Origin of the sequence: Pseudomonas danubii (assembly GCF_042980055.1) — a bacterium.
In the GTDB taxonomy this organism is placed as follows: Bacteria; Pseudomonadota; Gammaproteobacteria; order Pseudomonadales; family Pseudomonadaceae; genus Aquipseudomonas; species Aquipseudomonas danubii.
Genome location: NZ_CP116502.1, coordinates 6235784 through 6256144 on the forward strand (window position 1 = coordinate 6235784; position 20361 = coordinate 6256144).

The following is a 20361-nucleotide window of genomic DNA, read 5'->3' on the forward strand; positions in this document are numbered from 1 at the left end:
GGCCACGGCCCCTGGATGCTTCCTGACCACCGCCCCTGCCAGCCGTCGGCTGTGCATTGGATCAATCCGTTGAACATGGAAGCTCCCTTGTATGAAAAAGCCGAAAGCACGGTCAGCAGAGCCAGCGTTCAGCGGCGGGCAATTATGGATCTGCGGACAAGGACAATCGAGCCACCAAGCGTGACGCTCCTAGCCCTTCACACACATGCTGAACAGCACCAGCAACAACAGACCGATATACACCCTTGCATGTACACGGTCGGGAATTCTGCCAATCCAGGAAGTGGCCAGGCGGATGCCCAGCAACGAGCCGAGGGTCAGTACCGAGAACGCCAGCAGATCGACATAACCGACAAACCAGGGTCCGAGATCGAACGAGCTGAAACCGGCCAGGGCCATGTAGGTGACCGTTCCCGCCAACGCCACAGGCACGCTCAGAGGATTGGCCATTGCGGTGGCCTGGGTCATGGACAGACCGCAACGGCGCAATAGGGGCACCGTCATGATACTGCCGCCTACGCCGAGAAAGGTGGCGACAACACCTATTCCTACACCGCCAAAGAGCGTTTCGCGGGCTCCAAGAAGACGCGCCTCCTGCCCTTGGGACGGTTCAAGAAAACCACGTCGCAGCAGGCAGTCAGCAACGGTGATTCCCAGGTAGGCGATAAAGGCATAGCGAAGCACTTCGCCACTGACCCACATGGCCGCTGCCGCACCCAAGATAGCCCCCAGCCCTATATAGCCCCCCAGCGGCCACAGGTAGTGGCGAACAAGATTGCCCGCCTGATGGTGTCGACGGCTAGCGACCAGGGCATTGACGATCATCACGCAAGTCGAGGTAGCCACCGCGACATGCATCGCCGACTGCCCTGCCGCCGAGTCCGCCCCCTGGCTGCCCAGCAGCATCCAGTACAGCAGCGGCACCACTACAAATCCGCCGCCAAAGCCGAACAGCACGGCGCTGATACCCGTCATGCAACCAAAAAGTGCCAGCAGTAGATAGAACATCGGACCACGCTCGTCTTTGCACAAGAGCTGGACGATAGAGCTTCAGCGCTTGGCCGACTTCAGCAAGTCAGCCAATAATATTTGCGTTTACGCCAAACACGGAACGACTCGGCATGCGCAATATCTCCATCGATCAACTGGATCAGACACCGCGTGCGGTACTGGCCATCGGCACCGACTACGCCGACGGCCAACGCCTGCCTCGTCACCGTCATCGGCGGGCACAACTGCTGTATGGCGCTACCGGAGTCATGCAGGTGGGCACCGATCAGGGCAACTGGGTAGTGCCACCGCAACATGCGGTGTGGATTCCACCCGGGGTGGAACATGAGGTGCTGATGCTCGGGGTCAGTACCCGCAGCCTGTATATCGAACCTGCCGCGGCGCCCCTGGATAACAGCGGCTGTCGAGTCGTCAGCGTCTCACCGCTGTTGCGCCAACTGCTCCTGGAGGCCGTAGAGATTCCCCTGCAATACGATCAGCGCGGGCGTGACGGATTGCTGGTCGACCTGCTGCTGCATGAACTGCGACGCAGCACGGCGCTACCGCTGCATATCCCTCTGCCGGCTGATGGCCCGCTACTGGAGTTGTGCCAGGCCTTTCTCGGGCAACCCGATATTCACCAATCCCCGGAGCACTGGGCGGATCGATTGCACGTCAGCCTGCGTACGTTTAATCGCGTCTTCCGCCAGCAAACGGGTATGAGCTTCATTCAATGGCGACAACGAGCCTGCGTGATCCTGGCCCTGGCGCGGTTGGCAGCCGCGGAGTCCGTGACACGCATCGCCCTGGATTTCGGCTATGAAAGCCCCGGGGCATTCTCCACCATGTTCCGCCGAGTGCTGGGACAGTCCCCCAGTACCTACCTGAACAGGACGGACCCGAGCCCGGGAAAAACCTTGTGACCAAAGGCGCGGGCAGAGAGCAAAAATCAGTTTGATCCGGGAATTAAACAACTGTACAAATAACCAGCACCAAGCCAACTTCCAGCCTAACCTCCCGGAGAAAACCATGGCCTCTCTAGCGATGAAAATCACCCTGGAACGTATCGCCCTCTATCAATTCACTCCGCAGCACTGTGCCCAGGCCCGGGACATGCTGGATTGGGACATGGATCAACTGTCCCGTGAATCCGCAGTCTCGGTGCAAGCTATCCAGCGCTTCGAAGCCGGCTACGAGGTGCGTGACGTGACCCGCCTGGCACTGGCGTTCTGCCTTGAAGCTCAAGGGTTGGTGTTCTTTCCCGGCTTCGCTCCGGGCCGCGGCATGAATATCAAGGGCGCGACTCCCAACCCCATGGAACGCCCTGACTACGCAATGATCGAGTGATCCAGTGCCTTGAGCAGTTGCCCGCACAAGTCCGGCACTGAAAGCCGGGTCGAATCCAGGCGAACGAGCGGACAGTCGAGTTTTTTGATCCAGCTTTCATGCCGCCGCAGACTGCGGGTTCCGTGGCCACCCTCGTCGTAGCCGGCGGCCCAGGCGAGAAAAGTCTGGGTCGCGACGTAGCGTTCACCACCTTCGAAAATCTGCTCGCCGTAGCGCTGGAATTCACGGGCACGCAAGCGCTGCAAGCGAACCTCAGGGTCCAATTGCACGAAGACCGCCAGAGTGAAACTGGGGATCAGCACATCTCCCCAACCACAAAGGGAGCCGGACAGGACCCAGTCCGGCTCCGTCAACACCTGGGTTTGCAACATATGGATACGTGCGTCACGGGGACGCCGGCAACTAAAAGGCTTGGCGCCGGGTTGCCAGAAAAAATCATCGGAATCGAAGTGTTTGCAGCACAAGCGCTCGGCCAGGGCCCGACCCAAAGTTGTAGTCCCGGAACCTGATGCGCCGAAGATATGAATTCTGTAGGCCATGACACTGCTCCCTCAGAGCGGACATCCAACAAGTTTCACAGCCTCGGCCTGTCTTTGCCCGACCTGCCACACATGGATCAGGACAGGATTACGCAGACTCGACAGCCGCCTGTTCCGAGGCGCCTTCCACCTCCAGCCACCAGGCTCCGCCCCGCTGAGGTTGTGCGAGGTTGAAGGCTTCACCCATCTGCGGCGTAGTGATAGTGATGCTGCGCTCCCAAGCCAGGGCCAGGATACGGTCGAAGGGCTCATGCCAGGCATGCATCGCCAGGTCAAAGGTGCCGTTATGGATCGGCAGCAACCAGCGACCTTGCAGGTCGATGTGAGCTTGCAGGGTTTGCTCCGGCTGCATGTGTACATGGGGCCATTCGACGTTGTAGGCACCGGTTTCCATCAGCGTCAGGTCAAAGGGCCCGTATTGCTGGCCAATGCGCTTGAAGCCGTCGAAGTAACCGGTATCGCCACTGAAGAAGATCCGCGTCGCTGCGTCGATCATCACCCAGGACGCCCACAAGGTGTGATTGCCATCGAACAACCCGCGACCGGAAAAGTGCTGCGACGGCGTAGCGATAAAGCGGATGCCCTCGACTTCGCAGCCCTGCCACCAATCCAGCTGCCGGACCTTGGCCGCTGGTACCCCCCATTTGATCAGGGTGTCTCCCACTCCCAGCGGGGTGAGAAAGTGCCGGGTCTTGCCTGCCAGGGCCAGTACTGTCTGGTGGTCCAGGTGATCGTAATGGTCATGGGAGAGGATCACCGCCTCGATCTCGGGCAGCGCCTCCAGACTGATGGGGGGCTGGTGAAAACGCTTCGGACCAGCCCATTGCACCGGGGATGCACGTTCGGCAAACACCGGGTCAGTGATCCAGAACTTGTCGCGCATCTTCAACAGCACCGTGGAGTGCCCAAGACGAAACACACTGTGATTGGGAGCCGCCAGCAGTTGCTCACGGGTCAGCGGCTGGACGGGTATGGCACCGGCCGGACGGGTATTGCGCGGTTTGTGGAACAGCATGTTCCAGAAAATCTGCAGGGTTTTACCGAAACCGGCGCGACGTACCGGAGCATGGTTACGAAAGGCGCCCTGCTCCTGGCGGGAAGTTTCCTGGCGGGGAGCGCGGGTGACGCTGGACGAAACAGTGGCCATGATTGAAATGACTCCATTGGAACGCGGCAGGTTCCGACGTTGTTCTGCAAGACGATCTACTGGCCAAGGCACGCAAGCATCAGCCGCCAATCATCGTTTTCAAGAAAAGCTACACTACACAGTGTAGTTTCTGCATTGCAACAGAATTAAGACGAAGTAGACTGCCGACTGATTTCTACGCCGACCCTGACCGAACCCGACTTATGACAGCTCCGAAGCGCCTCACCGACCTTAAACGCGACGCAATCATCCAGGCGGCGATCAGCGAATTCCGCGCCAGCGGTTTCGAGATCACCAGCATGGACAAGATTGCCGCGACAGCCGGGGTTTCCAAGCGCACGGTGTACAACCACTTCCCTAGCAAGGAAGAGTTGTTCGCCGAAATTCTGCATAAGCTCTGGAACAGCACCAGCGCCCAATCGGAAGTCAGCTACCGCAGCGACCAGCCATTGCGCGAGCAGTTGCAAAACGTTCTGCGCGCCAAGCTGCAACTGCTGGCCGACAACAACTTCCTCGACCTGGCCCGAGTCGCCATCGCCGCAACCATTCACTCCCCCGAGCGGGCACAGAACATGGTGGAACGACTCGGCGAACGGGAAGAAGGCCTGACCCTGTGGATCCGCGGGGCCCTGGCTGATGGCCGCCTCAAGCCCCTGGACCCGGAGTTCGCCGCGCAACAGATGCACGGGCTGATCAAGAGCTTTGCCTTCTGGCCGCAGATCACCATGGGCCAGCCGCCCCTGACAGCAGACATGCAGACCCGGGTCATCGAATCGGCACTGGACATGTTCCTGGCCCACTACCAAGCATGAGCCAGCTCGCGCTCCCGTCGTGCAACGTTCCCGGCCACTGTTAAATGGCTTCGAAGGACACTGATTATTCCCACTGGAATAAATGACAATATTCACCAGACTGATCCGATAAACGGCCAAGCCGAAAAAAACACCACAAAGTGTTTCAGTACAGAATCCGGTGCACGAATTTATGGAAAACCAACGCGGCAAGGGGCTGTCATTTGCCCGGCGCATCTATTGGCCAAGGATCATCGGCCTGAGTATCGGCGGCATCAGTGTCCTGGCTGCAATTTACCCCCTGGCCCCGCCTGACTGGGTATGGGCCCTGCTGCTGTTCAATGGCCTGATCTGGCCCCATCTGGCGTATCAGCTCTCGACCCGTTCTGGTTTTCCCTATCGGGCAGAACGCCGCAACCTGTTGTATGACTCGCTGCTGGGGGGATTCTGGGCGGCAACCATGCAATTCAATCCCCTGCCGGCAGTCACCATCCTCTCGATGATGTGCATGAACAATGTCGCCGCAGGTGGCTTGCGCCTGTTCATTCGTGGCGGCCTGGCCCAATGTGCAGGGATACTGCTGTCCTGGGCGCTGTTCGGGGCCGCCTTCAGTACCCAGATCAGCCCGCTGCAAATCTATGCCTGCCTGCCCATGCTGACCCTCTACCCCCTCGCAGTGGGCATGGTCTGCTATCGACTGGCGATCAAACTGTCCGAACACAAGCGTGCCCTCAGCGCCCTGAGCCGCACCGACAGCCTCACTGGCCTGCTCAACCACGGCTCGTGGAAAGACCTGTTGCACATCAAGTTCCACAAGTGCCAGCAACAGCAGATGGAAGCCAGCATCGCCCTGATCGACATCGACCACTTCAAAGCGATCAACGACACCTACGGGCATATTGTCGGCGATACGGTGCTGCGCCATTTGAGCAATGAACTGCGGCGCAACCTGCGCCATGACGATCTCGCCGGCCGCTACGGTGGCGACGAGTTCTGCGTGATCCTGCCACGCATGAGCCGGCAACAGGCCATGGATGTAATGGAGCGCCTGCGCCAGGTGTTCAACCAGTACCAGCATCCAGAGGTACAGGAGCTGAAAGTCAGCCTGAGTATCGGTCTGGCGGCTTTCGACTCAAGTTTCCCCGACCCTGCCAGCTGGCTCGATGCGGCGGACAAGGCCCTGTATCTGGCCAAGAACAACGGGCGCAACCGCACCGCCAGCAATGACAGCGAAGCCCATTTCTCGCACGCGCAAATGGCATAAAAACCGTTAAAACTTATACAAAAATGAAGTAAAAAATACTTTTGTATAAGTTTATTTGGATTTTTCTTCGTGGTTGACATCATAATGCCGCCACTTTGCAGCAGCGGATAACGCCTTCGGCACCGCTGCCAGCAAAGTCATCCAACCCAACTAAATCGATTCGCAGCCGTTACGTCTCCTCTTGATGCGGCCAGCGACGTTCGCCCGAAATGTCGCCCGCTTCACCGCTGCGAAATTATCTGTCAGTCATGGAACGCTGACATTGAGCAGATAATGCCGATCGCCGGGGAGCTTTCGGCATACCGGCGCACTCCATAGGGATCGACGCGACGTTTCTCCCACAGAGCACCTGCCAACATGCTATTCAACCGTCACAACAAGACCATCGATTCCCTGAACCAGACCATCGTCGAACAATCCCGTCTGCTGGAGGCCATCGACCGCTCCATGGCGGTGATCGAGTTTGACCTCCAGGGCACGGTGCTCCGAGCCAACGACAATTTCCTGAAGACCCTGGGCTATCGGCAAGACCAGGTGATCGGCCAGTCTCACCGACTGTTCTGCCTCCCGGAATACGCTCGCAGCGCCGATTACCAGCAATTGTGGACCCGCCTGAAAAACGGCCAGTTCGAGTCCGGCACCTTTGAGCGGGTAGGCGCCACCAGCCAGAGCCTGTGGCTGGAGGCCAGCTACAACCCGATCCGCGATGCCTCCGGTACGGTGTACAAAGTGGTCAAATACGCCCTTGACGTCACCGCCAGGGTGCAAGAGGAAGTCGAGGCCCGGAACAAACTGGAGGCCATCGACCGGGCCATGGCGGTCATCGAGTTCAACCTGGACGGCAGCATCATCGGTGCCAACGCCAACTTCCTCAGCCGCATGGGCTACAGCCTGGCCCAGATCCAGGGCAAGCATCACCGGATGTTCTGCAAACCCGAGCTGGTCAACAGCAGCGCCTACCAGGACTTCTGGAATCGCCTGAACAGGGGGGAGTTCTTCAACGGCCGCTTCGAGCGGATCGACAAGCACGGGCGCACGCTGTGGCTGGAAGCCAACTACAACCCGGTCTATGACGCCAGCGGACGCCTGTGCAAGGTGGTCAAGTACGCCGCCGACGTGACTCAGCAGGTGGAGAAGCACGAGCAGGATGCCCAGAGTGCGAGCCAGGCTTATCACATCTCGGTGCAGACCCGGAAAGTCGCCGAACAAGGAACAGAAGTGATCCAGCAGGCGGCCAGCGAAATGCGCCAGATCGCCCATAACATCGAGGACTCTTCCTCGCTGATTGCCCACCTCGGCGAACGTTCCGAGCAGATCACCGCCATCGTCAACACCATTCGCGCGATTGCCGATCAGACCAACCTGCTAGCCCTCAACGCGGCCATCGAAGCCGCCCGTGCCGGGGAGCAGGGACGAGGTTTTGCCGTGGTGGCCGACGAAGTCCGGCAACTGGCGGCGCGCACCAGCGGCTCGACGGCGGAAATCTCCAGCATGATCGACATGATCCAGAACGAAACGCAGCAAGCGATCAAGAGCATGGACGGCACTCGTGAACGAGCCGCCAAGGGCGTGCAACTGGCGGATCAGGCCGGGACGGTGATCCTGCAGATTCGCGATGGCGCCAGCGACGCGGTGCAAGCTGTCAGCATGTTCGCCAACGAACGCAACGTGCTCTGAGGGTGGTTTTCCCGGCGTCGATAACGACGTCGGGCCTGGCCTTGGGGACTATAGTGGCCTGACGTCCCAACGCCTGGCGGAGGCCATCATGAGTTCCAGTGACACCCCGGAAAAAACCACCCCAATCGTCGACCACCTGCGCTTTCACCGCGCCCACGCCCACCTGGCACCGACCTTTGGCAACGACGCCTTTGCCCTGAAGGCCGAAGCCTTTGCCCGGTTCTTTGGTACCCCGACCTTTCTCGGTGCACAGACCCTGATCGTAGTGATCTGGATTGCCCTCAACCTCACTGGCGTGACCCAGTTCGACGTCTACCCCTTCATCCTTCTGAACCTGGCTTTCAGCCTGCAGGCAGCCTACGCCGCACCGCTGATCCTCCTGGCCCAGACCCGCCAGGCCGCACGGGACAAGGCCCAATCGGACGCCGACGCCCAACACCGCGAAGCCCTGGCCATCGCCAACAGTGAACGCCAGGCCCAGGCCGCGCAGACCACCAGCCAGCTGCTGGAGTTGCTGGAGCAGAACACCCGGCTCACGGAGATGACCAAGCAACTGACCGAACGCATCGAGAACCTCACCAGCGAGATGCACGCACACTTTATGCGCAAGGATCAGCCCCACCCTTGAGCCTTGCTCATGGCCAGCGCAGATGGCGCGCCAGTTCATCGAACAGGGTCACCACCGAACGCAGGGCCCGGCAATCCGGACGGGTCAGCAGCCACAGCGCGGTGTCATGACCTAGAGGTTCACTCAACGCCTCCAGACCACCAGCGCCCATGAGAAAATCCGGCAAGGCTGCAACGCCGAGGCCGGCCCTTACCAGTTCGCTCACCGCGAGCATGCTGTTGCAGCGGTAGCTGGGCTGCACGCCAGGCCAGCGCTGACGGCGCCAGGCCACGGTGGGATGGTCGGGGAGAAAATCATCCGGGGCGATCCAGGCCACCTTCGACAGGTCGCTGCAATCCACCCGTAGCTTGTACTCCGGGCTCGCGCACAGCCGATACGACACCGCCCCCAGGCAGCGCCCCACCAGATGTTCCGGCGGTGTCGCGGTCAGACGCAGGGCAATGTCCGCATCACGCCGGTTGAGGTTGGCGAAATCATTGGACGTACAGAGTTCGATCACCAGCGCCGGGTAGTTCGGCATGAATTGCGCCAGGGCCGGCAGCAGCAGACCTTGCAACACCGAGTCGGTGCAGGTCAGGCGCACTGTGCCGCTGATCACCTCTCCTCCCTGGGCCACGCCGATCCGCGCGGCCTCCAGGGCCTGCTCCGCCTGTTCGGCCTGCTGTGCCAGAGCCTGGGCCAGGCTGGTGGGCAGATAGCCGGCGCGGCTCTTGTCGAACAACTGCTGCCCGAGCCCGGCCTCCAGCCGGCGCACGGCACGAAACACCGTGGAAACATCCACCTTGAGCAGGGCCGCGGCGCGAGCCAGGGAGCCGCCACGGACCAGGGCGAGAATCAGTGACAGGTCGGGATAGTCCAGCTGATAGTGCACGGCTGCATTGATCACTTGGGCAAACGCCAATATTGATTGCGTGATCGCCAATCTATAGTGGCTCCAGGCAGTCGACAAGTCAGAGAGGCCACATGCACACAGCCCGATCTAGCGCCACCATCCGCATCGCCCTGGTGGGGGATTACGACCCACAGATCACTGCACACCAGGCCATTCCCCTGGCCCTGGAACGCGCCGCGACCGATAGCGGGGTCAGGGTGGACTACCAGTGGCTGGCCACGCCGGAGCTGATCCACGAGCAACAGCTCAAAGGCTTCGACGGAATCTGGTGCGTGCCTGGCAGTCCCTACCGCCACGTCGACGGTGCCCTCTTGGCGATCCGCGTCGCCCGGGAACAGCAACGGCCCTTCCTCGGCACCTGCGGCGGCTTTCAGCATGCGGTGCTGGAATATGCCCGCAACGTACTGGGCTGGTCCGACGCCGAGCACGGCGAGATCAACCCCCATGCCCAGCGCGCGGTGCTCACTCCCTTGAGTTGCGCCCTGGTGGAAGCCCGCGACCGAATCCAGCTGCACAGCGGCAGCCGGATCGCCCAGGCCTACGGCACCCAGAGCATCGAGGAAGGTTATCGCTGCCGCTATGGGGTCAATCCGGACTTTGCCGGCCCCTTGCTCAGCGGCGCCCTGCGCCCTGCTGGCCACGACAGTGACGGCGACTTGCGCGCCGTGGAACTGGACGGCCATCCGTTCTTCGTCGCCACACTGTTCCAGCCCGAGCGTGCGGCCCTCCAAGGCCGCACACCGCCCCTGGTCAACGCTCTGCTCAAAGCCTGCCTGGAGGCGCAAGGATGATCGGCCAGACGCCCGCCCCACCCTATTACGCAGTGATCTTCAGTTCCCAGCGCCACCAAACCGATCCCGCCTATGACCAGGCGGCCGAACACATGGTCGAGCTGGCTCGCCAACAACCGGGATTCCTTGGGGTCGAATCGGCCCGGGGCGAGGATGGCTTCGGCATTACCGTGTCCTACTGGAGCTGCGAGGCGGCGATCCTGGCCTGGAAGCAACAGGCCGAACACCGCGCCATCCGCGAACGTGGTCGCAACGACTGGTACCACTACTTTCATACCCGGGTGAGCAAGGTGGAGCGGGCCTACAGCTTCGGCATTTGAAGCAAGGCCCTGAACCGCTCCGGATGCGGTTCAGGGCAAGCACGGATCATCCCTGGGCGGTCGACAGCAGGCTGCGCACCGCCTGGATTTCCGGTAGATCGCTGCGACGCATGTAGACCCGCAGCGGTTCGCTGATGTTGATCCTGTCGTCGATGTTCTGATCCAGCAGCAACTGGATCTGCTCGCGCTTGAGGCTCATGGCCTGATCGGACACCGGCGCCCAGACAAATTCATGGGCCGGCACTATGGCGTCATCCGCCACATCCATGCCGAAGGAGTCTTCGCTGAAACGCACGATGTAGCGACCGGTCTTGCGATTGAAGCCGACAAAGCCCTTGAGCTGATCGGCAGCCTGGCAGATGAGTTCGGAGGTGATGCTCATGGTAAACCTCACTGTAAGTCCCATGGGACGGGTGATCGATGGTCTACACGCGAGGCAAGGAAGGAGCTGTTTTCGGGCTTCCCTCTGATGGGGAAACTGCAGCGCCCAAGAGTACTGCAAAGCACCGGAAAAAACCGCGAAAGATGCGTATGAGAAGGTTTTATGTCGCTCTGGAGATAGCACAAGCGTCATTGAGTTGCTAAAAGATATTTCCTTGTACTTGCCTCCACGAAAGGATTTCGAGCATGCCAGCGACCTTCCCCCCTTGTGCCCTGATGTTGGCCCTGATGCTCGGTTGCGGCCTGGCCCAGGCCACTGAACAGCCTGATCCGAATGCACTTGCCGCTCGCCAGGGCATTCCGCACCCGGCAGTGATCGCCCACCGTGGAGCCTCTTTCGATGCCCCCGAGTCCACCGCAGCGTCCTACAGGTTGGCCCGGGACCTGGGGGCCGACTACCTGGAGATGGACCTGCAGCGCAGCAAGGATGGTGTGCTCTTCGCCCTGCACGACAACAACCTGCAACGTACCACCGACGTGGCGCAGAAATTCCCCGAACGCAAGGACAGCCCGGCCAACGCCTTCACCATGGCCGAACTGAAAACCCTCGACGCCGGCAGTTGGTTCAACCAGGCCCATCCGGACCGTGCCCGTCCGGGTTTCGTCGGCCTGAAGATCCTCACCCTGGACGAGATCATCGACATCGCCCTGGGCAATCCACAGCACAAACCCGGGCTCTACATCGAGACCAAGGAGCCCCAGCTGTTCCCCGGCATCGAGCACGATCTCAAGGAAAAACTCCAGGACCGCGGCTGGCTGAGCCCGGCGGGCTCCAAGCTGGCGAAAAGCGAACTGGCCGTGGGCCAGGGCAAAGGCAAGGTCGTGCTGCAGACCTTCGACAAACACAGCCTGGAGCTGCTGCACAAGGCAATGCCCAAGGTGCCGAAAGTCCTGTTGCTGTGGGTGGCTCCCGGCAGCATCGAGCCAGCCTCCGGGCAGACGTTCGCCAGCAGCGGCGAGACCGACAAAGCCGCCTTTTATGCCAAGCAGCAACCCAAGGACCAGGCCGAGTTCAAGCGCTGGGTCGACTTTGCCAAGACCCAGGGTGCCATCGGCACCGGTCCCTCGGCAGCACTGACGGCTGGCGGCGATCAGAGCTATGCGGATCTGGTGCAACCCTGGATGAATCAGTACACCCACGACCAGGGCCTGCTGGTGCACGTCTACACCGTCGATGAACCGGTGGACTTCAAGAAGGTCATGGCGGCCGGGGTCGATGGTATCTTCACCAACCGCAGCGCCGAGCTGCTCAAGTATTTCAAGCGACCGGCCAGCGCCAGCGTGGCCCAACTGCTGGAGGCCAGCGGTTACTGAATGTCCGCCTCACACTGGAGCGGCGAACTCTGGCTGGGCCATGACTTTGGTCTGATCCATGGGGCGATGGGGCGCACCACGCCCCACGCCCACTACGCCCATCAACTGATCATTGCCCCCGAACAGCCGGTCACCGTGGAACTGGACGGAGTCCGACTCAGTGGCCACTTCCTGCTGATCCAGGCGCTGCGTCGCCACGCCATTATCCAGGCCCCCGACCGGGCCTTCACGGTCTTCGCCGAGCCACTGCGAATCACGGCGCAGGACCTGCAGCTCAGCGTCAGCCGTGTCGAGCCATCACTGCCCGGCCTGGAAGCGGCGCTGCGCAGTTGTCCGCGCCAGCCCATTGCCGACCGTCGCGTGGCACGGGCGCTGCTGGCCCTGGACGCTGCCCTGGAGGGCAAGGTGGCAGCGACGCAACTGGCAGCCCAGGCCCATCTGTCCCTGAGCCAGCTGGAACGGCTGTTCGCCCGTGATGTCGGCCTGCCCGTACGGCGCCTGGTGCTGTGGCGACGGCTGCGCCTGGCCATGGCCCTGTTGCTGGAGGGGCAGGCCATGGCCCTGGCGGCCCATGGCGCCGGGTTTGCCGACACCGCGCACTTCTCCCGGACCTTGAAGGCGCTGTTCGGCGTCACCGCCGGCCAGGCCCTGAAAACCCTCAAGCCCCGCCTGCTGGATTGACCGGGCGCCGCAGCGCCTCCGGCACCTTGGGCTCGGCGGCATAGTGTTGGGCCTTGAATGGCTCCAGCAACTGCGGCCAGTAATCCACCGGATAGTCCGGACGGCTTCCGATGCCCAGGTCGCCCTGGCGCATCGCGTAGTCATGCCGATAGAACTCGGTTCCCAACAGCCAGTCCCATACATTGAAGAACAGACCGAAATTCACATCACCGGCACGGCCGTACTTCATATGGTGAAAGCGATGCACCGGCGCCCAGGCAAACACCAGGCGCAGCAATCCCAGACGCATATCGACATTGGAATGCTGCAACAGCAATTGAATGGCAATGGCCAGGGCCAGCAACTGTGCCACCGGCAGCGGGATGCCCAGCACCAACAACGGCAGCAACCCCGCCGTCGCTTCCAGCAGTTGGTGCAGGGGATGCTTGAGCAGACCGTTGAAACCGTACATGCGCAGCACACTGTGGTGCACCGCATGCAGGCGCCAGAGCCAGGCCCAGCGATGGCTGGCGTAATGAGCCAGGGTGATCCCGCAATCGGCGATCACGATCGCCAGCAGCAATTGGCCCCAGAGCGGCCAGTCCCGAGGCCACAGGCCGTCATGGGCCAGCAGCGCCACCAGTCCCGGCAATGCGAGCAGGCCCAGGGCATTCAGGCCCTCATTGACCAGAGCATGCAGACTGTCCCGCAGGCGATCAGCCTGGGAGCGATTCCATGCCGGCTCATAAGGCAGGACCCACTCCACCAGGAAAGACACCAGGAGCGCGGCCGCAAACAACACCAGCAACCCGCTCGCAGACGCCTGTGCCGCACTCATCCAGCACAATGCACCACCGATGAATCCACCAAAGAACAAGGGGGCATACAACCACGCAAGCCATCGTTTCATTCACTGAGTCTCCTAGAAGGGAGACACCAGCTTGGGCCCCGCCCCAGCCCCCTGGCTTGAACAAACGGCGCAACCACTGACCTGAATTAAGGGTGAGTTAAGTTGCACTGGCTAACCTGTGTCCATCGAAACCCATCACCCCAAGGAATCAACCCATGACCAAGTTCTCCGCTCTGTTCGCCGCTGCCGCCCTGACCCTGACCGCCGGCCTGGCCCAGGCCGATGTCCGTCCGGACCTGATCCCGGGCCTGCTCAAATCCGGCGCCATCATGGACCTGGAAAAACTCAACCAGGCGGCCCTGGCCCAGCACCCGGGCACCACCGCCGCCAGCATCACCGACACCGAGCTGGAGCAGACCGCTACAGGCGCCTACGTCTACCAGGTAGAACTGCGTGACAGCAAAGGCATCGAGTGGGACGTGGACCTGGACGCCAAGACCGGCAAGGTCCTGAGCAACAAGCAAGACAAGTAAGCCCCCGCACACAGCACAAGGCCGCGCCCCGTTACCGGAGCGCGGCCTTGTGCTTTTGGGCCCGCGTACAGGGTGAGCGGTATCAGGCGCCGAGACGCGCCGTGACTTCGTTCAACTGTCCCGACAGACCATGCAAGTTGCGGCTCGCCGCTTCGGTGCGCTGGACGTTATCGAGGTTGGTACTGGCAATCGAAGTGATCTCGGTCAGGTTGCGCGAGATGTCTTCGGCCACCGATGTCTGCTCCTCGGCGGCGGTGGCGATCTGCCGATTCATGTCGCGGATCGCTTCCACCGCTTCGGTGATGCGCTCCAGCATTGCACCGGCCTCGGTCACCTGCTGCACACTCTGCTCGCTGCGCGACTGACCGCTCTCGATGGCCTGGGCCGCATCCACCGCACCGATCTGCACGCTCTGGATGATCTGGTTGATCTCGATGATGGACGCCGCAGTACGCTGGGCCAGGCTGCGCACCTCATCGGCGACCACGGCAAACCCGCGCCCCGCCTCACCGGCCCGGGCCGCTTCGATGGCGGCGTTGAGCGCCAGCAGGTTGGTCTGCTCGGCGATCCCCTGGATCACTTCCAGGACCTTGCCGATACGCCCGCTGTCAGCCTCCAGGCGGCGGATCACCGTGGCGGTGTTGGCGATCTCGCCACGCATCTGGGTGATGCTGTGGATCGTGCTCTGCATCACTTGCTCGCCTTGCTGCGCCGACTGGTCGGCATCATCTGCGGCGCGGGCAGCATCGGCAGCGTGGCGCGCCACTTCTTGGGCAGTGGCGGACATCTCGTTCATCGCCGTCGCCACCTGATCGGTGCGGTTGAACTGCTCGTTGGTGCCCTGGGACATGAGGGTAGCAATGGAATTGAGCTCGCCGCTGGAGCTGTCCAGGTCCGCGGCACTGCGCTGCAGGCTGCTGAAGGTCTGGGCCAGGAAGTCACGCAGGGTGTTGGCGGCGGCGGCCAGCCTGCCCAGTTCGTCCTGACGATCGCTGGCCACCCGGTCGGCGAACTGGCCACGGCTGAGCTGGGCGACGTAGTCGATCAACTGGCGGATCGGCTGCACCAGGCTGCGGTTCACCAGCCACAGGCTGAGCAGGCCGATCAGCAAACCGGAAACCAGCATCACCAGGATGCCCAGCCACACCGTACGATCGGCCGCCGAGCTGATGTCCCGGGACTGCTGGTCACTGTGCTTGCGCAGCTCGGTCACCAACTCGCTCATCTGTTCGCTGGTGGCACGGTCCACGCCCTTGACCGCAGCGTCACCGGCACTCGGATCGGCGCCTGCGGCCACATAGGCGTCACGACCCCTTTGATAGGCCGCCCCCAGCGCACGGTGCTCCTCGGCCAGGCGCTGCACCCGGCTCTTGAAGCCCGAGTCCAGGCCCGGCTTCTGGGCCAACTGGCCGAGGATGTTCTGCACATCCCGCTGACGATCCTCGAACTGCTGCCAGTACTTGTTCAACTCCTGGGGCTGCTTGCCCCGCAGCAACACGTTCTTCCACTCCTGCACCTGGCTCTTGAACTGCAGGTTGGCCTCGTCGATCAGCTGCGAACTGCGCAGCGGACCTTCGATCAGCTCGCGGTAGCTCTGCACGCCACCGGACAGCAAGTGAAAACACGCCAGGGCGATCAACAACACCGCAAACAGGCTACCGCTCAGCAGGGCAAGAATTTGCGCTCTCAGGGATTTTTGCAAAAACATCGAGAAGATCTCATGGCAGGGATGGAGCAAGCCACTAAAGGCATGCGTAGGTCCGAACTTCCCTGTCAGGAGCATTCGAGGAAAATCGAATGCGCATTGCATGTGAGCGTGATCGGCATCCGCGATCCATTCTTGAGCGCTGCCGACCACTGGTATGGCAACGCGGACTGTGCACTTTGAAACGTCACAAAACTGTCAAAAAGCCTTGCCATGATGAGGCCCAAGTGAACCTGTAAAGCCCGCGCCAGGCACTGTCCCTCCTGCGAGACCCCATGAACCACAGCATCGACCAGAGTCACCGCGATTCCGATCTGTTTGGCCTGCTCTACGGTTTCAACTTTCGGCCCGGCGAACGGGGTCATGAACTGGACTCAGCCAAGGCCCTGCAAGCCCTGCAACAGCCGCACAACGACGACCAATTCCTCTGGTTGCACCTGAACCTGGCCCACGCCGCCTGCGAGCGCTGGATGAAAGCCCACCTGCAATTGCCCGAGGAGTTCTTCGAAGCCCTGCACGAAGGCTCGCGCTCGACTCGCATCGAACACGTGGACTCGGCGCTGCTGGCGGTGGTCAACGATGTGGTATTCAACTTCAGCAGCATGGTGTCCTCGGACATTTCCACCCTGTGGGTCTGCGTGCGCAGCAACCTGATCATCAGCGCCCGCCTGCAGCCCCTGCATTCGGTGGACAAGCTGCGCTCCTCGGTCAAGGCCGGGGAGCGCTTTCGCTCGCCCCTGGAACTGCTGGTGCACCTGCTGCGCGACCAGGGCGAAGTGCTGACCCAGATCGTGCGCAAGACCAGCCTCAGCGTCGACCAGATCGAAGACCAGTTGCTGGCGTCCCGAGTCTCCAGCAACCGTGCCGAACTGGGGGCCATGCGCCGGGTACTGGTGCGCCTGCAACGGCTGCTGGCCCTGGAGCCGGGTTCCCTGCTGCGCCTGCTCAATCGGCCGCCGCAATGGCTGCAGAAGGAAGACGTCAAGGAACTGCGCAAGTCCACCGAAGAGTTCGCCCTGATCATCAACGACCTCACCGCCCTCGGCGAACGGATCAAACTGCTGCAGGAAGAGATCGCCGCCAACCTCAATGAACAGACCAACCGCACCCTGTTCACCCTGACCGTGGTCACGGTGCTGGCGCTGCCGATCAACATCATCGCCGGCTTCTTCGGCATGAATGTCGGAGGTATTCCCTTTTCCGGCGACCCGGAGGGCTTCTGGATCCTGGTGGCGCTGGTGGCCACCTTCACCGTGATCGCCGGGCGCTGGGCCTTCCGCAAGCGCCAGGACTACTGACCTCACCTTGTAGGAGCCGGCTTGCCGGCTCCTACAAGGTGAGCGGGATAACGGGATGGCCACGCGGGCTTGATTTGATCAACGGAACAGCTCAATCACCTAAACCATGACCTGAGGCAGTCTCCCTGTAACATTTGGCAACGATCATGGACACCATTCCTTTCCAGCAACAGGATTGTCCAGCAATGGCCACCCCGTCCCTGACTGCCGCCTCCTCCAGCCTCGATCGCCAACCGCAACTGGATAAAAAACCCGGCCCCTTCACCCTGGTGGTGTTTTTCGCGGTGCTGGCCATGGGCTTGCTGTTCACCGCCTACAGCCTGGTGCACGACATGCACGAACTGGGCACCACGGTCACCACCTGGACGCCCTTCCTGCTGCTGGGCGTGGCCCTGCTGATCGCCCTGGGCTTCGAGTTCGTCAACGGCTTCCACGACACCGCCAACGCCGTGGCCACCGTGATCTACACCCACTCGCTGCCGCCGCAGTTCGCGGTGGTCTGGTCCGGTCTGTTCAACTTCCTCGGGGTGCTGCTGTCCAGCGGCGCGGTGGCGTTCGGCATCATCGCCCTGTTGCCGGTGGAGTTGATCCTGCAGGTGGGCTCCTCGGCCGGCTTTGCGATGATCTTTGCCCTGTTGATTGCCGCCATCCTGTGGAACCTCGGCACTTGGTGGCTGGGGTTGCCGGCCTCGTCCTCCCACACCCTGATCGGCTCGATCATCGGCGTCGGTGTGGCCAACGCGCTGATGCACGGCCGTGACGGCACCAGCGGCGTGGACTGGAGCCAGGCCACCAAGGTCGGCTACGCCCTGCTGTTCTCGCCATTGATCGGTTTCGTGTTTGCCGCCCTGCTGCTGTTGGCCCTGCGCCTGTTCGTCAAGAATCGCGCGCTGTACAAGGCGCCCAAGGGCGACGCCCCGCCGCCGTGGTGGATTCGCGGCTTGCTGATCCTGACCTGCACCGGAGTGTCCTTCGCCCACGGCTCCAACGATGGCCAGAAAGGCATGGGCCTGATCATGCTGATCCTGGTGGGCACCCTGCCCATGGCCTATGCCCTGAACCGCACCATGCCCGCCGACCAGTCACTGCAATTTGCCGCGGTGGCCGAAGTCACCCAGCAAGCCCTGGTGAAAAGCGCCCCGCAAGCGGCCCCCGCCGATCCTCGCGCGGTGCTTTCGGACTACATGCGCAGCAAGGAGGCAACGCCTGAACTGATCCCTGCCCTGGCGGCCCTGACCGGTGCCATCGGTGCCGAGGTCAAGGGTTACGGCTCGCTGGCCAAGGTGCCCGCCGAAGCCATGAGCAACGTACGCAACGACATGTACCTGACCAGCGAAACCATCCGCCTGATGGACAAGAACCAAGTGGGTCACTTCGATCAGGACACCCGGGACAAGCTGCAACTGTTCAAACAGCAGATCGACAACGCCACGCGCTTTATCCCGTTGTGGGTGAAGATCGCCGTGGCCATCGCCCTCGGCCTGGGCACCATGGTGGGCTGGAAGCGCATCGTGGTGACCGTCGGCGAGAAGATCGGCAAGACCCACCTGACCTATGCCCAGGGCGCCTCGGCGGAGACCGTGGCCATGCTGACCATCGGCGCGGCGGACATGTTCGGCCTGCCGGTATCCACCACTCACGTCCTGTCCTCAGGGGTGGCCGGGACCATGGTGGCCAATGGCGGCGGGTTGCAGATGCGCACCATCCGCAACCTGGCCATGGCCTGGGTCCTGACCTTGCCGGCGGCGATCCTGCTGTCGGGCAGCCTGTACTGGCTGTTCACCCAACTGTTCTGAGCCGCCGCCGCTGGCCCCGCCCCGTCAGCCGGCGGCGGGCAAGCGGCTGTGCAAACGACTGGCCAGCCCGGCCTGCAAGGCAAACGCCAGGACCCCGGTCAGTGGTGCCGAAAAACTGGCCAAGCCACCCCCCGCCCACATCAGCATCAGGCCCAGGGCCGTGCCGCCGAACCAGGCCGTCAGCCCCACCGGGTTGAAGGCCGCCACGCGCTCAATCGCCGCCACGTCGGTACGCCCCAGCAGAATCTGCGCCAGGGCCACGCCGACCCAGGCCACCACGAAGATCCCCTGATAGGCCAGGGCCTTGAGCAGGTAGGCGAACACATCCGCCAGCATCAGGCCGTAGACGATGATCCCCACGGCCACCGCCCACATCAGGTAGGAACCGCGCAGGCCGAAGCGGCCGAAGAACGCCTGCATGTTCAAGGTCGCCAGGTAGTAGTTGGCGGTGTTGATCCGGGTTTGCGTGGCCCAGACGAACAACAGCCCCCACAGCCCCATCAATTGCAGGATCGCCATCACCACCGAGACTTCGTTGAGTGCACCGTCATGGGGAATGCTGCTCACCAGATAGATCCCTGCCGCACCGTTGAGCAAGAACGTCACCGCGTAGAACGGCATGCCGAAGTTCCAGCGACCGTGATAGCCGGCGTCTTCGGGCTTGCCGAAGCGCGCGTAGTCGAAGGTGAACAGCATCAGGATCCACACCCCCATGTAGGCCACGAAGCAATCCCACCAGCCTGTGCTACTGGGATTGGCCGGGCCGAAATCCAGCCATTGCGGCTGGTAGCCATAACGGCTGATGGACAGGCCCACGGCGAACAGCAAGCCCCCCAGGTACACCGGCAACAGCACGCCGTTGAGCTTGTCCAGCCAGTGCTGCACGCTGCCCAGGATCAACGGCACGCTGTACAGCACCACCACCAGCGCCGCCAGCGGGTACAGCAGTTGCGGGTACAGGTGGTTGAGCGCCACGGCGATCACCGAACCCTCGAACACCGCGTAGTAGATGGCCGTGGAGAAGAAGATCAGGGTCGCCAGGCAAGCCCCGGTGCTGCCGAACAACAACCGTGAAAACAGCGCCACCGAGAGCCCGCTGCGCATGGCGAAGCGGCTGAGGACACTGTTCACCAGGCCATAGCTGAGCACCGACAGGAGCATGCCGATCAAGGCATTGCGGGTGCCGTAGGACAGGGCCAGGGAAGCGCCGACGACGATGTAGAACATCGCGCTGCACACCGCCCACCAGGCCATGGTCAGGGACAGTCGGCCCATGCGTGCATCGCTGGGAAGGGCCACATTGGCCGGGGTCTGCCCGGTTTGATTCGCTTGCGATAAAGCTGCCATGTGCGTGAACTCCAGAACCGATCAAGGGTTG

At 62.0% G+C, this 20361-nt stretch carries 20 protein-coding genes and 3 pseudogenes; 14 read left to right on the forward strand and 9 right to left on the reverse strand.

Annotation, left to right across the window (positions count from 1 at the left end; genetic code table 11):
* Positions 1-189: 189 nt before the first annotated feature.
* On the reverse strand, positions 190-1008 hold the full coding sequence (locus tag PFZ56_RS27985; RefSeq protein ID WP_170001949.1) for a sulfite exporter TauE/SafE family protein: 819 nt from the start codon (positions 1006-1008) through the stop codon (positions 190-192).
* A 113-nt stretch (positions 1009-1121) separates the two neighbouring features.
* On the opposite strand from PFZ56_RS27985, the gene PFZ56_RS27990 reads away from it, so the two are divergent.
* Both PFZ56_RS27990 and PFZ56_RS27995 read left to right on the forward strand, forming a co-directional pair.
* On the forward strand, positions 1122-1913 hold the full coding sequence (locus PFZ56_RS27990) for a helix-turn-helix transcriptional regulator (RefSeq protein WP_102880599.1): 792 nt from the start codon (positions 1122-1124) through the stop codon (positions 1911-1913).
* Between the two features lie 106 nt (positions 1914-2019).
* Positions 2020-2337 carry a transcriptional regulator gene (locus tag PFZ56_RS27995; protein ID WP_102860674.1) on the forward strand — a complete coding sequence of 106 codons (318 nt, stop codon included), beginning with the start codon at positions 2020-2022 and terminating at the stop codon, positions 2335-2337.
* On the opposite strand, the gene PFZ56_RS28000 is transcribed toward PFZ56_RS27995, so the two are convergent.
* Together PFZ56_RS28000 and PFZ56_RS28005 are read right to left on the reverse strand one after the other, a co-directional pair.
* On the reverse strand, positions 2319-2876 hold the full coding sequence (locus PFZ56_RS28000) for an AAA family ATPase (protein WP_170001950.1): 558 nt from the start codon (positions 2874-2876) through the stop codon (positions 2319-2321). The genes PFZ56_RS27995 and PFZ56_RS28000 overlap by 19 nt on opposite strands.
* An 88-nt stretch (positions 2877-2964) precedes the next feature.
* Positions 2965-4023: an MBL fold metallo-hydrolase gene (locus PFZ56_RS28005; RefSeq protein WP_102880601.1), complete on the reverse strand. Its 1059-nt coding sequence runs from the start codon at positions 4021-4023 to the stop codon at positions 2965-2967.
* Positions 4024-4226: 203 nt separating this feature from the next.
* On the opposite strand from PFZ56_RS28005, the gene PFZ56_RS28010 reads away from it, so the two are divergent.
* From PFZ56_RS28010 to PFZ56_RS28030, 5 genes and pseudogenes are all read left to right on the forward strand, one after another.
* Positions 4227-4835, forward strand: coding sequence for a TetR/AcrR family transcriptional regulator (locus PFZ56_RS28010; protein ID WP_102860671.1), 609 nt, complete (start codon positions 4227-4229; stop codon positions 4833-4835).
* A 172-nt stretch (positions 4836-5007) separates the two neighbouring features.
* Entirely contained in the window at positions 5008-6078 is a 1071-nt protein-coding gene (locus PFZ56_RS28015; RefSeq protein WP_110651448.1) for a diguanylate cyclase, read from the forward strand.
* A gap of 447 nt (positions 6079-6525) precedes the next feature.
* A pseudogene (locus PFZ56_RS28020) lies at positions 6526-7161 on the forward strand (PAS domain-containing protein); the annotation flags it as partial.
* A gap of 153 nt (positions 7162-7314) precedes the next feature.
* A pseudogene (locus PFZ56_RS28025) lies at positions 7315-7755 on the forward strand (methyl-accepting chemotaxis protein); the annotation flags it as partial.
* An 88-nt stretch (positions 7756-7843) separates the two neighbouring features.
* Positions 7844-8383, forward strand: a complete 540-nt coding sequence (locus PFZ56_RS28030) for a DUF1003 domain-containing protein (RefSeq protein ID WP_170001954.1) — start codon at positions 7844-7846, stop codon at positions 8381-8383.
* A 7-nt stretch (positions 8384-8390) separates the two neighbouring features.
* On the opposite strand, the gene PFZ56_RS28035 is transcribed toward PFZ56_RS28030, so the two are convergent.
* On the reverse strand, positions 8391-9305 hold the full coding sequence (locus tag PFZ56_RS28035; RefSeq protein WP_170001956.1) for a LysR family transcriptional regulator: 915 nt from the start codon (positions 9303-9305) through the stop codon (positions 8391-8393).
* A gap of 41 nt (positions 9306-9346) precedes the next feature.
* Between PFZ56_RS28035 and PFZ56_RS28040 the strand changes: the two genes are divergently transcribed.
* On the forward strand, positions 9347-10066 hold the full coding sequence (locus tag PFZ56_RS28040; RefSeq protein WP_170001958.1) for a CTP synthase: 720 nt from the start codon (positions 9347-9349) through the stop codon (positions 10064-10066).
* On the forward strand, positions 10063-10386 hold the full coding sequence (locus tag PFZ56_RS28045; RefSeq protein ID WP_170001960.1) for an antibiotic biosynthesis monooxygenase: 324 nt from the start codon (positions 10063-10065) through the stop codon (positions 10384-10386). The genes PFZ56_RS28040 and PFZ56_RS28045 overlap by 4 nt, the downstream gene beginning before the upstream one ends.
* A 46-nt stretch (positions 10387-10432) precedes the next feature.
* Here the strand turns inward: PFZ56_RS28045 and PFZ56_RS28050 are convergent, their stop codons facing one another.
* A complete protein-coding gene (locus PFZ56_RS28050) occupies positions 10433-10768 on the reverse strand; it encodes a DUF2025 family protein (protein WP_102880608.1) in 336 nt (111 codons plus the stop codon).
* 245 nt (positions 10769-11013) lie between these two features.
* On the opposite strand from PFZ56_RS28050, the gene PFZ56_RS28055 reads away from it, so the two are divergent.
* Both PFZ56_RS28055 and PFZ56_RS28060 read left to right on the forward strand, forming a co-directional pair.
* Positions 11014-12141 carry a glycerophosphodiester phosphodiesterase gene (locus PFZ56_RS28055; protein ID WP_102880609.1) on the forward strand — a complete coding sequence of 376 codons (1128 nt, stop codon included), beginning with the start codon at positions 11014-11016 and terminating at the stop codon, positions 12139-12141.
* Entirely contained in the window at positions 12142-12822 is a 681-nt protein-coding gene (locus PFZ56_RS28060; RefSeq protein WP_170001962.1) for a helix-turn-helix domain-containing protein, read from the forward strand. It begins immediately after the preceding gene.
* Here PFZ56_RS28060 and PFZ56_RS28065 read toward each other — a convergent pair.
* Positions 12800-13711 carry a sterol desaturase family protein gene (locus tag PFZ56_RS28065; protein WP_394304530.1) on the reverse strand — a complete coding sequence of 304 codons (912 nt, stop codon included), beginning with the start codon at positions 13709-13711 and terminating at the stop codon, positions 12800-12802. The genes PFZ56_RS28060 and PFZ56_RS28065 overlap by 23 nt on opposite strands.
* Before the next feature lie 155 nt (positions 13712-13866).
* Between PFZ56_RS28065 and PFZ56_RS28070 the strand changes: the two genes are divergently transcribed.
* Positions 13867-14184 (forward strand): PepSY domain-containing protein, encoded by a 318-nt coding sequence (locus tag PFZ56_RS28070; protein ID WP_011062798.1) that lies wholly within the window; start codon positions 13867-13869, stop codon positions 14182-14184.
* An 82-nt stretch (positions 14185-14266) separates the two neighbouring features.
* On the opposite strand, the gene PFZ56_RS28075 is transcribed toward PFZ56_RS28070, so the two are convergent.
* Together PFZ56_RS28075 and PFZ56_RS28080 are read right to left on the reverse strand one after the other, a co-directional pair.
* On the reverse strand, positions 14267-15034 hold the full coding sequence (locus PFZ56_RS28075; RefSeq protein ID WP_372820561.1) for a methyl-accepting chemotaxis protein: 768 nt from the start codon (positions 15032-15034) through the stop codon (positions 14267-14269).
* 165 nt (positions 15035-15199) lie between these two features.
* Positions 15200-15994: pseudogene (locus PFZ56_RS28080) on the reverse strand (methyl-accepting chemotaxis protein); the annotation flags it as partial.
* Positions 15995-16164: 170 nt separating this feature from the next.
* Here PFZ56_RS28080 and PFZ56_RS28085 point away from each other — a divergent pair.
* Both PFZ56_RS28085 and PFZ56_RS28090 read left to right on the forward strand, forming a co-directional pair.
* Positions 16165-17187, forward strand: coding sequence for a transporter (locus tag PFZ56_RS28085; RefSeq protein WP_102880613.1), 1023 nt, complete (start codon positions 16165-16167; stop codon positions 17185-17187).
* 185 nt (positions 17188-17372) lie between these two features.
* Positions 17373-18983, forward strand: coding sequence for an inorganic phosphate transporter (locus tag PFZ56_RS28090; RefSeq protein ID WP_102880614.1), 1611 nt, complete (start codon positions 17373-17375; stop codon positions 18981-18983).
* 24 nt (positions 18984-19007) lie between these two features.
* Here PFZ56_RS28090 and PFZ56_RS28095 read toward each other — a convergent pair whose 3' ends face one another.
* Positions 19008-20330, reverse strand: coding sequence for a cytosine permease (locus tag PFZ56_RS28095; protein ID WP_170001728.1), 1323 nt, complete (start codon positions 20328-20330; stop codon positions 19008-19010).
* Positions 20331-20361: the final 31 nt, after the last annotated feature.

Excerpts from the sequence above, each read along its gene's own strand:
- PFZ56_RS27985 (WP_170001949.1), bottom strand. The coding sequence starts at position 1,008 with ATGTTCTATCTACTGCTGGCACTTTTTGGTTGCATGACGGGTATCAGC.
- PFZ56_RS27990 (WP_102880599.1), top strand. The coding sequence starts at position 1,122 with ATGCGCAATATCTCCATCGATCAACTGGATCAGACACCGCGTGCGGTA.
- PFZ56_RS27995 (WP_102860674.1), top strand. The coding sequence starts at position 2,020 with ATGGCCTCTCTAGCGATGAAAATCACCCTGGAACGTATCGCCCTCTAT.
- PFZ56_RS28000 (WP_170001950.1), bottom strand. The coding sequence starts at position 2,876 with ATGGCCTACAGAATTCATATCTTCGGCGCATCAGGTTCCGGGACTACA.
- PFZ56_RS28005 (WP_102880601.1), bottom strand. The coding sequence starts at position 4,023 with ATGGCCACTGTTTCGTCCAGCGTCACCCGCGCTCCCCGCCAGGAAACT.
- PFZ56_RS28010 (WP_102860671.1), top strand. The coding sequence starts at position 4,227 with ATGACAGCTCCGAAGCGCCTCACCGACCTTAAACGCGACGCAATCATC.
- PFZ56_RS28015 (WP_110651448.1), top strand. The coding sequence starts at position 5,008 with ATGGAAAACCAACGCGGCAAGGGGCTGTCATTTGCCCGGCGCATCTAT.
- PFZ56_RS28030 (WP_170001954.1), top strand. The coding sequence starts at position 7,844 with ATGAGTTCCAGTGACACCCCGGAAAAAACCACCCCAATCGTCGACCAC.
- PFZ56_RS28040 (WP_170001958.1), top strand. The coding sequence starts at position 9,347 with ATGCACACAGCCCGATCTAGCGCCACCATCCGCATCGCCCTGGTGGGG.
- PFZ56_RS28045 (WP_170001960.1), top strand. The coding sequence starts at position 10,063 with ATGATCGGCCAGACGCCCGCCCCACCCTATTACGCAGTGATCTTCAGT.
- PFZ56_RS28050 (WP_102880608.1), bottom strand. The coding sequence starts at position 10,768 with ATGAGCATCACCTCCGAACTCATCTGCCAGGCTGCCGATCAGCTCAAG.
- PFZ56_RS28055 (WP_102880609.1), top strand. The coding sequence starts at position 11,014 with ATGCCAGCGACCTTCCCCCCTTGTGCCCTGATGTTGGCCCTGATGCTC.
- PFZ56_RS28060 (WP_170001962.1), top strand. The coding sequence starts at position 12,142 with ATGTCCGCCTCACACTGGAGCGGCGAACTCTGGCTGGGCCATGACTTT.
- PFZ56_RS28065 (WP_394304530.1), bottom strand. The coding sequence starts at position 13,711 with ATGAAACGATGGCTTGCGTGGTTGTATGCCCCCTTGTTCTTTGGTGGA.
- PFZ56_RS28070 (WP_011062798.1), top strand. The coding sequence starts at position 13,867 with ATGACCAAGTTCTCCGCTCTGTTCGCCGCTGCCGCCCTGACCCTGACC.
- PFZ56_RS28075 (WP_372820561.1), bottom strand. The coding sequence starts at position 15,034 with ATGTCCCAGGGCACCAACGAGCAGTTCAACCGCACCGATCAGGTGGCG.
- PFZ56_RS28085 (WP_102880613.1), top strand. The coding sequence starts at position 16,165 with ATGAACCACAGCATCGACCAGAGTCACCGCGATTCCGATCTGTTTGGC.
- PFZ56_RS28090 (WP_102880614.1), top strand. The coding sequence starts at position 17,373 with ATGGCCACCCCGTCCCTGACTGCCGCCTCCTCCAGCCTCGATCGCCAA.
- PFZ56_RS28095 (WP_170001728.1), bottom strand. The coding sequence starts at position 20,330 with ATGGCAGCTTTATCGCAAGCGAATCAAACCGGGCAGACCCCGGCCAAT.